At 71.3% G+C, this 12,606-nt stretch carries 13 protein-coding genes; 7 read left to right on the forward strand and 6 right to left on the reverse strand.

All coding sequences use genetic code 11. The annotated features are described in order from the left end of the window. Positions 1-2 precede the first annotated feature (2 nt). From pstA to OG611_RS02665, 4 genes are all read right to left on the reverse strand, one after another. Entirely contained in the window at positions 3-1,214 is a 1,212-nt protein-coding gene (gene pstA / locus OG611_RS02650; protein ID WP_266415141.1) for a phosphate ABC transporter permease PstA, read from the reverse strand. A 13-nt stretch (positions 1,215-1,227) separates the two neighbouring features. Next, on the reverse strand, positions 1,228-2,232 hold the full coding sequence (pstC, locus tag OG611_RS02655) for a phosphate ABC transporter permease subunit PstC (protein WP_266415143.1): 1,005 nt from the start codon (positions 2,230-2,232) through the stop codon (positions 1,228-1,230). Between the two features lie 61 nt (positions 2,233-2,293). Then, positions 2,294-2,674, reverse strand: coding sequence for a hypothetical protein (locus tag OG611_RS02660; RefSeq protein WP_266415145.1), 381 nt, complete (start codon positions 2,672-2,674; stop codon positions 2,294-2,296). A gap of 500 nt (positions 2,675-3,174) precedes the next feature. Then, positions 3,175-3,834 carry a PH domain-containing protein gene (locus tag OG611_RS02665; RefSeq protein ID WP_266415147.1) on the reverse strand — a complete coding sequence of 220 codons (660 nt, stop codon included), beginning with the start codon at positions 3,832-3,834 and terminating at the stop codon, positions 3,175-3,177. A 159-nt stretch (positions 3,835-3,993) separates the two neighbouring features. Here OG611_RS02665 and deoC point away from each other — a divergent pair, with 159 nt between their 5' ends. Genes deoC through OG611_RS02680 form a run of 3 tightly spaced genes read left to right on the forward strand, consistent with a single transcriptional unit; the run spans position 3,994 to position 7,290 of the window. Beyond that, positions 3,994-4,956, forward strand: coding sequence for a deoxyribose-phosphate aldolase (gene deoC / locus OG611_RS02670; RefSeq protein WP_266425477.1), 963 nt, complete (start codon positions 3,994-3,996; stop codon positions 4,954-4,956). Between the two features lie 5 nt (positions 4,957-4,961). Beyond that, on the forward strand, positions 4,962-6,401 hold the full coding sequence (locus tag OG611_RS02675) for an aldehyde dehydrogenase family protein (RefSeq protein WP_266415149.1): 1,440 nt from the start codon (positions 4,962-4,964) through the stop codon (positions 6,399-6,401). After that, complete coding sequence (locus tag OG611_RS02680) at positions 6,391-7,290, forward strand: aldehyde dehydrogenase family protein (RefSeq protein WP_266415151.1); 900 nt, start codon at positions 6,391-6,393, stop codon at positions 7,288-7,290. Before OG611_RS02675 ends, OG611_RS02680 begins: the two co-directional genes overlap by 11 nt. 62 nt (positions 7,291-7,352) lie before the next feature. Here OG611_RS02680 and OG611_RS02685 read toward each other — a convergent pair whose 3' ends face one another. Further along, entirely contained in the window at positions 7,353-7,772 is a 420-nt protein-coding gene (locus OG611_RS02685; RefSeq protein ID WP_266415153.1) for a hypothetical protein, read from the reverse strand. A 63-nt stretch (positions 7,773-7,835) separates the two neighbouring features. On the opposite strand from OG611_RS02685, the gene OG611_RS02690 reads away from it, so the two are divergent. Beyond that, complete coding sequence (locus tag OG611_RS02690) at positions 7,836-8,543, forward strand: uridine kinase (RefSeq protein ID WP_266415155.1); 708 nt, start codon at positions 7,836-7,838, stop codon at positions 8,541-8,543. A 164-nt stretch (positions 8,544-8,707) separates the two neighbouring features. Here OG611_RS02690 and OG611_RS02695 read toward each other — a convergent pair whose 3' ends face one another. After that, complete coding sequence (locus OG611_RS02695) at positions 8,708-9,469, reverse strand: SigE family RNA polymerase sigma factor (RefSeq protein WP_266415157.1); 762 nt, start codon at positions 9,467-9,469, stop codon at positions 8,708-8,710. Between the two features lie 192 nt (positions 9,470-9,661). Between OG611_RS02695 and afsQ1 the strand changes: the two genes are divergently transcribed. The 3 genes from afsQ1 to OG611_RS02710 are packed head-to-tail and all read left to right on the forward strand — an operon-like array spanning position 9,662 to position 12,491. Then, positions 9,662-10,339 carry a two-component system response regulator AfsQ1 gene (gene afsQ1 / locus OG611_RS02700; RefSeq protein WP_206433404.1) on the forward strand — a complete coding sequence of 226 codons (678 nt, stop codon included), beginning with the start codon at positions 9,662-9,664 and terminating at the stop codon, positions 10,337-10,339. Continuing rightward, entirely contained in the window at positions 10,336-11,874 is a 1,539-nt protein-coding gene (locus OG611_RS02705) for a HAMP domain-containing sensor histidine kinase (protein WP_266415159.1), read from the forward strand. Before afsQ1 ends, OG611_RS02705 begins: the two co-directional genes overlap by 4 nt. Continuing rightward, positions 11,874-12,491, forward strand: a complete 618-nt coding sequence (locus tag OG611_RS02710; RefSeq protein WP_266415161.1) for a hypothetical protein — start codon at positions 11,874-11,876, stop codon at positions 12,489-12,491. Before OG611_RS02705 ends, OG611_RS02710 begins: the two co-directional genes overlap by 1 nt. Positions 12,492-12,606 lie beyond the last annotated feature (115 nt).

Below are 12,606 nucleotides of genomic sequence, written 5' to 3' on the forward strand. Positions count from 1 at the left end.
GGTCACTCACTCCTCGTATCCATGGGTGTTTCGCGGGGCGCGCGCCGCCCGGACCGGGCGGCGAACCGTTCGGCGTCACGCCGCGACGCCTGGACCCGGCGGTGTTCCTGACGCCTGATCAGCTGCCCCGGTCCCCGGCCGCCGATGACGCGGGCGACGACGAACAGCACAAGCACCAGCGCCATCAGGACGGCCGCCGTACCGAAACCGCGGGCGATCATCGTGGGCTCGGGCGACTTGACGAACTCGAAGGTGGCGAGCGGCAGCGAGACCTGCGGCCCCGACAGCGGATCGCCGTTGATCTCGGCGGTGAATCCGGCGGTCAGCAGCACGGGCGAGGTCTCGCCGATCCCGCGCGCGGTGCCGAGGATGACGGAGGTGGTCAGCCCGGACCGCGCGGTGGGCAGCACCACGTGCCAGACGGTGCGCCAGCGCGAGGTGCCCAGCGCGTACGAGGCCTCCCGCAGCGCCCCCGGCACCAGCCGGATCACCACGTCCGCCGCCCTGATGATGATCGGCAGCATCATCACGGCGAGCGCGAGGGAGGCGGCGAGGCCGGACCGGTCGAAGCCGAGGGCGAGGATCACCGTCGCGTAGACGAACAGGCCCGCGACGATCGACGGCAGCGCGGTCATCGCCTCGACGACGGTCCGCACGAACCGGGCGAAGCGTCCCGGCACCTCGTTGAGGAAGACCGCGCAGACCATGCCGGTGGGCACGGTCAGGGCGAGCGCGACGGTGATCTGCTCCAGCGTGCCGAGGATCGCGTGCAGGATGCCGCCGGCCGAGAGCGGGTCCAGCGGGCCCGCCTCGGCCATGTCCTGAGTGAAGAAGTTCGGGTGCGGCAGCGCCTTGCGGCCCTCCCACAGGGTGAAGACGACGACGAAGCCGAGCGCGACGACCATGACCAGGCCGAGGCTCTGCACGACGACGGCGGCCAGCCGGTCCCGTACCGCGGGGCCGTTCTCGTCGAAGGAGACCAGCAGTCCGTACAGGGCGAGGAACAGCCCGTACGCGACGGCCAGGAAGCCGACGGTCCCGCTGAACGGCAGCAGCCGGGCGAACAGCAGCCAGGTGATCGACAGCGCGGCTGCCGCGGCGCCGAGCAGCGCGTACACGTCGGTGGCGCGCAGCAGGCCCAGGGACCGCCGCCGCTCCCCCACGGGCGCGGCCCGTTCCGCGGTGGTGACGGGCCTCTCGGGTGCGATGGTCATCTGCTGGGTCCCCTCACTCACTCGCCGCGCCGGACCGGCTGCGGGCGACGATCGACGACGCCGCGAAGTTGACGACGAGCGTCATCAGGAAGAGCGCGAGGCCCGCGGCCATCAGCGCCGACATGCCGAATTCGCTGGCCTCGCCGTAGCGCAGGGCGATCAGCGCGGCAACCGAACCGGCCCCGCTCTGCACCACGTGCCACTGGATCTCGAAGACCGGCGAGATGATCAGGTAGACCCCGATGGTCTCGCCCAGCGCCCGGCCCAGACCGAGCATGGTGCCGCCGATCATGCCGCCCTTGCCGAACGGCAGGACGACGCTGCGGATCATGCCCCAGCGGGTGGCCCCCAGTGCGTACGCGCCCTCGCGCTCACCGACCGGCGCCTGCGAGAACACCTCGCGCATCACCGAGCAGGCGATCGGCGCGACCATCAGTGCCACGACGACCCCCGCGACCAGTGTGGAGGAGGTGTACACGCTCTCCGGGGCGAGCGGGTCGGACGGGTCGGCGCCGTCCACCCGGAAGAGCGGGATCCAGCCCAGGTAGGTCGCGATCCACCGGGCGGTGGGGAGAATCTTCCCCTCGAAGAAGAACAGCCCCCACAGCCCGTAGACGACCGACGGCACGGCCGCCATCAGGTCGACGACGCTGATCAGCGTGCGGCGCAGCCGGGGCGGCGCGTACTCGGAGATGTACAGCGCCCCGCCGACCGCCAGCGGTACGGCGACGGCGATGGCCACCAGCGCGATGAGCACCGTCCCGACCAGCACGGCGGCGATCCCGAAGCGGCCGGCGTCCGGCTCCCACGCCTCGGTCGTCAGGAACGACCAGCCCGCCCGGGACAGCGCCTGCCAGGCCCGGTAGAGCAGGAATCCGCCGACCAGCAGCATGACCGCCAGCACCAGCCCGCCGCCGCCGCGGGCCACGCCCCTGAACACGCGGTCGGGCAGCCCCGGATCCGCGTACAGCCGCCGCGGCGCGTCCGGCGCCGCGGTCCCACTCGTATCTCTCGTCACGCGGTCGACGCTGCTGCCGCGCCATGGACATGCACGCTCCGAGATGTGAATGAGGTGTGCCCTAAAGGCAACTTCCGGTGACGCCCCCCATCTCGGCGAGCAGCGCGCGGAACCGTTCGTACGCGGCCCGGCACGTCGAATGGCGTTCGTAGGCCCGCGCCGAGACGACGGCGGCCCGTCCGCCCCGGTCCCGGAGTAACCACATCCAGCCGTTGCCCCCGGGCGTGTGCTGCACGCCGCCCGTCAGATCCTGCTGCCGCGCGCACAACTCCTCGAAGGCGGCCCGGCATTCGCCGTACTCGCCGTACGAGCCCGCGGAGACCGCGACCACGCGTCCGTTCTGCGCGACCATCCGCCAGCCGTATCCGCCGTCCGAGTCGATGTCTATCCGGCAGCGCGCGCCAGTGGCGTCCGCTCTGCCGGAACCGCCGTCGTCCGTCATCTCGTCCCACCCCCCGCCGCCCGCTTCGGAAGTCGGGCGGCACGCGCAATGTATGGAGGCGGGCATGACCGCCGGGACCGGAAACCGCCGCAGCGGTCGGCTTTCACCCGGAAGTTGCCCCTCGTGCGCCCGGCATACACGGAGGTGTTCCGCCCGGTACCGGGGCGGTACTCTGCGGCAACTCGCATACCTACCGGTGAGAGGCCGCGCATGCGCACAGGCAGAACCGGGGCGGGTCGAGCGCGCGGCGAGGGCGACCGTCAACGCTTCGCCCGAAGATCGTCAAGGCGAACTCCTCGGGCGCCCTGAAAACCACGGTCAAGGCGTCCACGGACGGCTACTGGCGCTGGACCTTCGGCGAGATGTCCACGACGGGCGGCGCGACCGCCGCCGGCGACTACGTCGACGTCAAGTAGGACCCCGGGCATGAGTGAAGCCCGCACCGGCCCGGTGCGGGCTTCATCGGATCAGGCTCCTGCACGCGCTCTCCCCGACCGGCCTCAGCCGGCCGCGAACAGCACCACCAGCAGCACCGCGCCCACCACCGCCGGTGCGATCACCTCGTACGCCCAGCGCACCGCGACGGACGGCTCCGTGGAGTCCGTGGCCGCCGGGGCGGCACCCGTGCCCGTCTTCGCCCGCTCCACCAACTCGCGCAGGTCGGCCATGCTCTGGTCGGCCGACGCCATCCGGGCCTTGGTGTCGCGGACATCGGCGTGCACGGACGTGCGGTCGTACGGGTCGTCCAGCGACCGCCGGGACTGCTGCCGGGCCGCCTTCTTCCGCTGCCGCAGCGAGACCGGCACCGCCCACAGCTGGTACTTGGCGCCGCCCTCGGTGAACAGCTCGCTCGAATACCCGGCCCGCAGATCGGCGACCTCGGTCCACGGCATGGTGATCGTCCGGAACGGGTTACGGATCCGGATGCGCCGCTCATTGGCGAGCACGACGGGCCGCAGCGTGAACGCGACGACCAGCGGCACCGCGGTCAGCATCCCCGCCACCGCCAGCCACCGCACCCGGTCGTCCCCCCGGATCACGGCGTCCCCGCCGATCCAGCAGATGAGCAGAAGCAGCAGGACACCCCCGACGATCCCGGCGGGCGAGCGGAAGGTCCGGTCGGCGTAGACCGGCTCGGCGGGTGGTGTGGGGCTCGTCATGGGCCCGATTCTGCCTGACGGGCGCAAGGGGCGCCGGGGCGGCCGCCCCGGTACCGCGCCGCACAATGCGGGGACGACCGTCACGGCACCGCGCCGCACGCGGAGAGCCGGTCCCCCTGTACAGGTCGCTACGCGCGTAGATATGCTCCTCTGGTGACCATGCCCACCACAGCTCCCGCATTCTCCGACGCGACCGCGTCCGACAGTGCGCTGCGCCGCTTCCTGCACGGGCTGCCCGGCGTCGACGCCGTCGGCCTCGAAGCGCGCGCCGCGTCCCTCGGAACCCGTTCGATCAAGACGACGGCCAAGGCCTACGCCATCGATCTGGCCATCTCGATGATCGACCTGACGACGCTGGAAGGCGCGGATACCCCGGGCAAGGTCCGGGCCCTCGCCGCCAAGGCCGTCCATCCCGACCCGACCGACCGCACGACCCCGCACACCGCGGCGGTCTGCGTCTACCCCGACATGGCGGCGACCGCCGTCGCCGCGCTGGCCGGTTCCGGTGTGAAGGTGGCGTCGGTGGCGACGGCCTTCCCCGCCGGCCGCGCCGCGCTCGACGTGAAGCTCGCGGACGTCCGCGACGCCGTGGCCGCCGGGGCCGACGAGATCGACATGGTGATCGACCGGGGAGCCTTCCTCTCCGGCCGCTACCTGAAGGTGTACGAGGAGATCCTCGCCGTGAAGGCGGAGTGCGCGCGGGCCGACGGCACCGACGCCCGCCTGAAGGTGATCTTCGAGACGGGCGAGCTGTCCACGTACGACAACATCCGCCGCGCCTCCTGGCTCGGCATGCTGGCGGGCGCCGACTTCATCAAGACGTCGACCGGCAAGGTCGGGACGAACGCCACGCCCGCGAACACCCTGCTGATGCTGGAGGCCGTGCGCGACTTCCGCGCGCAGACCGGTGTGCAGATCGGCGTGAAGCCGGCCGGCGGCATCCGTACGTCCAAGGACGCGGTCAAGTTCCTGGTGCTGGTGAACGAGACCGCAGGCGAGGACTGGCTGGACAACCACTGGTTCCGGTTCGGCGCCTCCAGCCTGCTGAACGACCTGCTGATGCAGCGCCAGAAGCTCAGCACCGGCCGTTACTCCGGCCCCGATTACGTGACGGTGGACTGATCCCCATGGCATCTGCATTCGAGTACGCCCCCGCCCCCGAGTCGCGCTCGGTCGTCGACATCGCGCCCTCGTACGGGCTGTTCATCGACGGCGAGTTCACCGAGGCGGCCGACGGCAAGGTCTTCAAGACCGTCTCGCCGAGCAGCGAAGAGGTGCTCTCCGAGGTCGCGCAGGCCGGTGCGGCCGACGTCGACCGGGCCGTGAAGGCGGCCCGCAAGGCGTTCGAGAAGTGGTCGGCGCTGCCCGGCTCCGAGCGCGCCAAGTACCTCTTCCGGATCGCCCGGATCATCCAGGAGCGCAGCCGCGAGCTCGCCGTTCTCGAAACCCTCGACAACGGCAAGCCGATCAGGGAGACCCGCGACGCGGACCTCCCCCTGGTCGCCGCGCACTTCTTCTACTACGCGGGCTGGGCCGACAAGCTGGACCACGCCGGCTACGGCGCGAACCCGCGCCCCCTCGGCGTCGCGGGCCAGGTCATCCCGTGGAACTTCCCGCTGCTCATGCTCGCGTGGAAGATCGCCCCGGCGCTCGCCACCGGCAACACGGTGGTCCTCAAGCCCGCCGAGACGACCCCGCTCTCCGCGCTGTTCTTCGCGGACATCTGCCGTCAGGCGGGCCTGCCCAAGGGTGTCGTGAACATCCTCACCGGGTACGGGGACGCGGGCGCCGCCCTCGTCGAGCACGAGGACGTCAACAAGGTCGCCTTCACCGGCTCGACCGCGGTCGGCAAGGCCATCGCCCGCCAGATCGCCGGTACGGACAAGAGGGTCACCCTCGAACTGGGCGGCAAGGGCGCCAACATCGTCTTCGACGACGCCCCGATCGACCAGGCCGTCGAGGGCATCGTCACCGGCATCTTCTTCAACCAGGGCCAGGTCTGCTGCGCGGGCTCGCGGCTCCTCGTCCAGGAGTCGATCGAGGACGAACTGCTGGACGCGCTGAAGCGCCGGCTGTCCACGCTCCGGCTCGGCGACCCGCTGGACAAGAACACCGACATCGGCGCGATCAACTCCGCGGAGCAGCTCGCCCGGATCACCGCACTCGCCGAGACGGGCGAGGCGGAGGGCGCCGAACGCTGGTCCGCCCCCTGCGAACTCCCCTCCACCGGATACTGGTTCGCCCCGACGCTGTTCACCAACGTCACCCAGGCGCACACCATCGCCCGCGACGAGATCTTCGGCCCGGTGCTGTCGGTGCTGTCGTTCCGCACGCCCGACGAGGCGGTCGCCAAGGCCAACAACAGCCAGTACGGCCTCTCGGCCGGCATCTGGACGGAGAAGGGCTCCCGCATCCTCGCGGTGGCGAACAAGCTCCGGGCGGGCGTCGTCTGGGCCAACACGTTCAACAAGTTCGACCCGACCTCGCCCTTCGGCGGCTACAAGGAGTCGGGCTTCGGCCGCGAAGGCGGCCGTCACGGCCTGGAGGCGTACCTCGATGTCCGATAACCGTCTGAGCGTCTTCAAGACCTACAAGCTGTACGTCGGGGGCAAGTTCCCCCGCTCCGAGAGCGGCCGGGTGTACGAGGTGACGGACTCGAAGGGCAAGTGGCTGGCGAACGCCCCCCAGTCCTCCCGCAAGGACGCGCGCGACGCGGTCGTGGCCGCCCGCAAGGCGTTCGGCGGCTGGTCGGGGGCGACGGCGTACAACCGCGGCCAGATCCTCTACCGCATCGCGGAGATGCTGGAGGGCCGCAAGGACCAGTTCGTACGGGAAGTGGCTGACGCGGAGGGCCTGTCGAAGTCCAAGGCGGCGGCCGTCGTGGACGCGGCGATCGACCGCTGGGTCTGGTACGCCGGGTGGACCGACAAGATCGGCCAGGTCGTGGGCGGGGCGAACCCGGTCGCGGGCCCGTTCTTCAACCTGTCCACCCCCGAGCCGACCGGCGTGGTCACCGTCCTGGCACCCCAGGAATCGTCGTTCCTGGGCCTGGTCTCGGTCGTCGCCCCGGTGATCGCGACCGGCAACACGGCCGTCGTCATCGCTTCGGCGGACTCCCCGCTGCCCGCGCTCTCGCTGGGTGAGGTACTGGCCACCTCCGACCTGCCGGGCGGAGTGGTGAACATCCTGTCCGGGAGGACGGCGGAGATCGCGGCGCCGCTCGCGTCCCACCAGGACGTGAACGCCATCGACCTCACGGGCGCCGATGCCGACCTGGCGAAGGAGCTGGAGATCGCGGCGGCCGACAACCTGAAGCGGGTCCTGCGCCCACAGCCTGTGGACAAAACCGTGGACTGGACGGCCGATCCGGGCACCCACCGGCTGACGGCCTTCCTGGAGACGAAGACGGTCTGGCACCCGACGGGCGCACTGGGCGTCTCGGGCTCCTCCTACTGACCGGCCCCGCGCAACAGCGGCCCGTTCCTCCGGCACTCCGGAGGAACGGGCCGCTCCCCGGCTCAGCTGCCGTGCAGCGCCTGCGTCACCGGCCCGACCAGCGGCAGGTCCTTCAGCGCACCACCGCTGGTCAGCGGGTCGGTGACGGCGGCCGTGGACAGCGGCTTGAAGTCGGCGAGCTGCGTGCCCACCGCGTTGTCCAGCGGATCCGTGCCCGTGCCGGCCAGCGGGTCGAGCCGCAGATGCGTCACCGGGGCGATGCCGTTCCTGAGCGAGTGGCCGAGCGCCCCGGTCACCGCGCCCCCGGCGGCCTCCCCGGCCTCGCCGAGGCTGCTGTCGGCGCCCACGACCGGCACGTGGGGCAGCGGCGCCGCCTGGGCCGCCGCACCCCCCGCACCGAGCGCGGCACCCACCGCGGTGACGGTCAGACCTGCCCTCAGCAGAGCGCGGCGCCGGGACCTGGAAAGTGCATGACGTGCCATGGAGTTCCCACCTGATCGAGACGATCGAGTAATCACCTGAGTGCGCAGAGTAGTTGAGGTGTGATGCTCGATACCAACACGGGCACCGGGGGATCCCCTGCGCGGGTCAATGCCTCACACTCGTGTTCTGTGAATTCCCAACCGATCCCGACCCGCGTCGTGCTGCTCGCGGGCCCTTCCGGCTCCGGCAAGTCCTCCCTCGCCGCCCGCACCGACCTGCCGGTGCTGCGCCTGGACGACTTCTACAAGGAGGGCGACGACCCCACGCTGCCGCTCGTCCCCGGCAGCACGGACATCGACTGGGACTCCGCGCAGTCCTGGGACGCCGACGCCGCGGTCGCCGCGATCGCGGAACTCTGCCGCACGGGCCGCACACATGTCCCGGTCTACGACATCACCACGAGCTCCCGGGTCGACCGGGAGGCCCTCCACATCGAGCGCACGCCGCTGTTCGTGGCCGAGGGGATCTTCGCCGCGGACATAGTCGAGCGGTGCCAGGAGCTGGGCGTACTGGCGGACGCGCTGTGCCTGCGCGGCCGTCCGACGACGACGTTCCGCCGCCGCCTGCTGCGGGATCTGCGCGAGGGGCGCAAGTCGGTGCCGTTCCTGCTGCGGCGCGGGTGGCGGCTGATGCGGGCGGAACGGCGGATCGTGGCGCGGCAGACGGCGCTGGGCGCGCACCCGTGCGGCAAGGAAGAGGCACTGGGCCGGCTGGCCGCCGCGGCAGCCGGGCGGTGCCGCCGGGCGCCCGCGGCGCGGGGGACGGTCTAGCAGCCCTCCCGCGACCGGGGCTCCGCACGCGCACACATACGCACGCAGACACGCGAACGGGGCCGGACGGGACCCCCCGGCCCCTCCGACCCCGCAGCACTTCCCCCGTACTCCGCCGCCTCCCCCGAAGCAGCGGCCCCGTTCTCCCCCGTGTTCCCCTCGCCTCAGGCCACCAGCTCGCCGAAGGACTCCTCCTCGTCACGGCCGAAGCTGAGGACCTCGTCCTCGCGCAGCCGGCGGAGCGACCGCCAGATGCTGGACTTCACCGTGCCGACACTGATGTCGAGGATGGCCGCGATCTCCGGATCGGTGCGGCCCTCGTAGTAACGAAGGACCAGCATCGTGCGCTGGAGTTCCGGCAGCCGCGCCAGCGCCTGCCAGAGCACGGCGCGCAGTTCCGTGCCGCGCATCGCGTCCGTGTCGCCCGCCGTCTCCGGCAGCTCCTCGGTCGGGTACTCGTTGAGCTTGCGCCTGCGCCAGGCACTGATGTGCAGGTTCGTCATGGTGCGGCGCAGATAGCCGCCGACCGCCGCCTTGTCGCTGATCCGGTCCCACGCCCGGTACGTCGAGAAGAGTGCGCTCTGCAGCAGATCCTCGGCCTCGAACCGGTCGCCGGTCAGGTGGTAGGCGGTTGCGTACAGGGAGGCGCGGCGCTCCCGGACGTAGGCCGTGAACGCCGCTTCGGCGTCCTCACCCTGTGCCGGGACCTTCCGCTCCCCCGTGACCTCCCCGTACGCGCTGCCCCCGTTGTTCCCCCCGTTGCCCCCCACAGGCGCGTCAACCACCGTCATGTACGACGGGTGCTGACGCCCGGCGCCACGAACGCACCCCCGTCCACTCCCGGCGCCGGACTTCTCGATACTCCGGCCGACGTCATGGAGACGCGTGACAACTGCGCTTGCGGTGATGCTGTGAGTTGCGTTCATCTCGCGCCCCCCATCGGTGGAGTCCGTCCGTTCCTTGTGCCAATGAGCTTGCCGGGGCAGTTTCATGGCGCTGTCCGCCGACTGTCACAGGCCTGTCACAGGGCCTGCCGTCCGTGCGCGGAAGGTGCGCCGGATGTATGAGTCGGCCCCAACTGTCGAACTGGGGCTCCACCATGGGTCAGAATGACCAGCGTGCCTTTCCTGTTGCTGATCGAGGACGACGACGCCATCCGCACGGCCCTCGAACTCTCGCTGTCGCGCCAGGGCCACCGTGTGGCCACTGCCGCGACGGGAGAGGACGGCCTGAAACTGCTGCGTGAGCAGCGGCCGGACCTGATCGTGCTGGATGTGATGCTGCCCGGGATCGACGGCTTCGAGGTGTGCCGGCGTATCCGGCGCACCGACCAGCTGCCGATCATTCTGCTGACCGCGCGCAGCGACGACATCGACGTCGTGGTCGGGCTGGAGTCCGGTGCCGACGACTATGTGGTGAAACCCGTGCAGGGCCGGGTGCTCGACGCCCGTATCCGCGCGGTGCTGCGTCGCGGCGAGCGCGAATCCACCGACTCCGCGTCCTTCGGGAGCGTGGTGATCGACCGTTCCGCCATGACCGTGACCAAGAACGGGGAGGATCTGCAGCTCACGCCGACCGAGCTGCGCCTCCTGCTGGAGCTGAGCCGCCGACCGGGTCAGGCCCTGTCCCGACAGCAGTTGCTGCGGCTGGTCTGGGAGCACGACTACCTCGGTGACTCCCGGCTGGTCGACGCGTGTGTGCAGCGGCTGCGGGCCAAGGTGGAGGACGTGCCGTCCTCGCCGACGCTGATCCGTACCGTCCGGGGTGTGGGCTACCGACTGGACTCGCCTCAGTGAGCGATGCCGTCAAACGGAGCCTGCTCACCGGGCTTCGCTGGACCAGTCTGCGGCTGCGTCTCGTCGTGGTGTTCGCGCTGGTGGCGCTGACCGCCGCGGTGTCCGCCTCGGGGATCGCGTACTGGCTGAACCGCGAGGCCGTGCTGACCCGTACCCAGGACTCCGCGCTCGGGGACTTCCGCCAGGAGATGCAGGGCCGGGCCGCCTCGCTGCCGCTCCATCCCACCAGGGACGACCTGCAGAACGCCGCGGTGCAGATGGCGAGCAGCTCGCCCGGCTACAGCGTGCTGCTGGTCGACGAGCGCGACACCGGCAAGCCGATCGTCGGCAACTCCGACCTGGACACCTTCACGCTCGACAACGTGCCGCTGTCGCTGCAGAAGGCGGTCAACAGGAAGCAGCCGCTGGAGACGGGCAACAAGTACGAGTACCACCTGTTCTGGCAGCGGACCAGTATCCGCGGCACGCCGTACCTGGTGGGCGGTACGAAGATCATCGGCGGTGGCCCGACCGGCTACATGCTGAAGTCGCTCGACCAGGAGCGGCAGGATCTCAACTCCCTCGCCTGGTCCCTGGGGATCGCCACCGGGCTCGCGCTGATCGGCTCGGCCCTGCTCGCGCAGGCCGCGGCGACGACCGTGCTGCGGCCCGTTCAGCGGCTCGGCGACGCGGCCCGCAAGCTCGGCGAGGGCAAGCTCGACACCCGGCTCGTGGTGTCCGGCACGGATGAACTGGCCGATCTCTCCCGTACGTTCAACAGGACCGCGAGTTCGCTGGAGAAGCGGGTCGCGGACATGAGCGCGCGGGACGAGGCGAGCCGGCGGTTCGTCGCCGACATGTCGCACGAGCTGCGTACCCCGCTCACCGCGCTGACCGCCGTCACCGAGGTGCTGGAGGACGAGGCGGACAGCCTCGACCCGATGATCGCGCCCGCGGTACGCCTGGTGGTGAGCGAGACCCGGCGCCTCAACGACCTGGTGGAGAACCTGATGGAGGTCACCCGCTTCGACGCGGGTACGGCCCGGCTCGTCCTCGACACCGTCGACGTCGCCGACCAGGTCACCGCCTGCATCGACGCCCGTGCCTGGCTGGACGCGGTGGATCTGGACGCCGAGCGCGGCATGATGGTCCGCCTCGACCCGCGTCGGCTCGATGTGATCCTGGCGAATCTGATCGGCAACGCGCTCAAGCACGGCGGTTCGCCGGTACGGGTCGCGGTGCGGACCGAGGGCGACCAGCTCGTCATCGAGGTGCGCGACCACGGTCCGGGCATCCCCGAGGACGTGCTGCCGCATGTCTTCGACCGGTTCTACAAGGCCAGCGCCTCACGCCCGCGTTCCGAGGGCAGCGGTCTCGGCCTGTCGATCGCCATGGAGAACGCGCACATCCACGGCGGTGACATCACGGCCGCGAACTCGCCGGACGGCGACGGCGCGGTGTTCGTACTGCGGCTGCCGCGCGATGCCGAGCAGCTCACCCGTTCCGCCGGCGGGCACGACCCCGGGGACCGGGACGAGGAGGGCGAGGTCACGTGATGGGCAGCGACAACCGCCGGGCGCGCCGTTCGGCCCTGGCGCTGGCCGGGGCCGTGGCCGGGGCCGTACTGGCCGCGGGCTGCGGGATCAGGTCCACCTCGGTGCCCGTGGACGCCGGGGCCGCGCCGTCCCAGGTGCCGTGCGCGATGTCCGCGGAGGACATCACGACGCAGGCGCTCAAGGGCATACCCGTACAGATCTATCTGGTCTGCTCCTCGCAGCTGGTCACGGTGGACCGTACGGTGCAGGTCGCCGGGACCGGCTCGGACCGGGTCCTGGTGGCACAGGCGCTCCTGGACGAACTGCGGCAGAAGCCGCCCGCCGAGGAGCGGCGGGCCGGGTACTCCACGGCCGTCCCTGAGAACCTGCGGGTCGGCGCGGCCCGCACCGGCGACCGGCAGGGCACGCTGCGGCTCAGCGAGCAGCCGGAGGACCTGCGGTCCGAGGCGCTGGCGCAGATCGTGTGCACGTACGCGGAGAGCGACACGCTCGCCCCGAACGGCACGGTGGCGCTGGGCGGGCCGGGCAATTACGCGCCGCGCGGCTATCTGTGCACCTCGGAGATGAAGGCGCGGCCCAAGGCGGTCCCGACACCGGGGGCGGGCAAGGGGGCCTGAGCGGCGCGCACGGGGTGTCCGGCGGCCGGTTCTCCGGCCTCGGGCGGCTCGGGGCGGCCGGGCCCGGATCCGTGCTCCCGCGCCGGACGGGCCGGATTCCGGGTCGGCGGAACCG

This window comes from Streptomyces sp. NBC_01363 (assembly GCF_026340595.1).
Classification (GTDB): domain Bacteria; phylum Actinomycetota; class Actinomycetes; order Streptomycetales; family Streptomycetaceae; genus Streptomyces.

Bases quoted from the DNA above. Each gene is read 5' to 3' on its own strand.
- OG611_RS02710 (WP_266415161.1), top strand. From the start codon at position 11,874: ATGGGCAGCGACAACCGCCGGGCGCGCCGTTCGGCCCTGGCGCTGGCC.
- OG611_RS02665 (WP_266415147.1), bottom strand. From the start codon at position 3,834: ATGACGAGCCCCACACCACCCGCCGAGCCGGTCTACGCCGACCGGACC.
- deoC (WP_266425477.1), top strand. From the start codon at position 3,994: ATGCCCACCACAGCTCCCGCATTCTCCGACGCGACCGCGTCCGACAGT.
- pstA (WP_266415141.1), bottom strand. From the start codon at position 1,214: ATGACCATCGCACCCGAGAGGCCCGTCACCACCGCGGAACGGGCCGCG.
- OG611_RS02675 (WP_266415149.1), top strand. From the start codon at position 4,962: ATGGCATCTGCATTCGAGTACGCCCCCGCCCCCGAGTCGCGCTCGGTC.
- OG611_RS02660 (WP_266415145.1), bottom strand. From the start codon at position 2,674: ATGACGGACGACGGCGGTTCCGGCAGAGCGGACGCCACTGGCGCGCGC.
- OG611_RS02695 (WP_266415157.1), bottom strand. From the start codon at position 9,469: ATGAACGCAACTCACAGCATCACCGCAAGCGCAGTTGTCACGCGTCTC.
- OG611_RS02690 (WP_266415155.1), top strand. From the start codon at position 7,836: ATGCTCGATACCAACACGGGCACCGGGGGATCCCCTGCGCGGGTCAAT.
- OG611_RS02680 (WP_266415151.1), top strand. From the start codon at position 6,391: ATGTCCGATAACCGTCTGAGCGTCTTCAAGACCTACAAGCTGTACGTC.
- OG611_RS02685 (WP_266415153.1), bottom strand. From the start codon at position 7,772: ATGGCACGTCATGCACTTTCCAGGTCCCGGCGCCGCGCTCTGCTGAGG.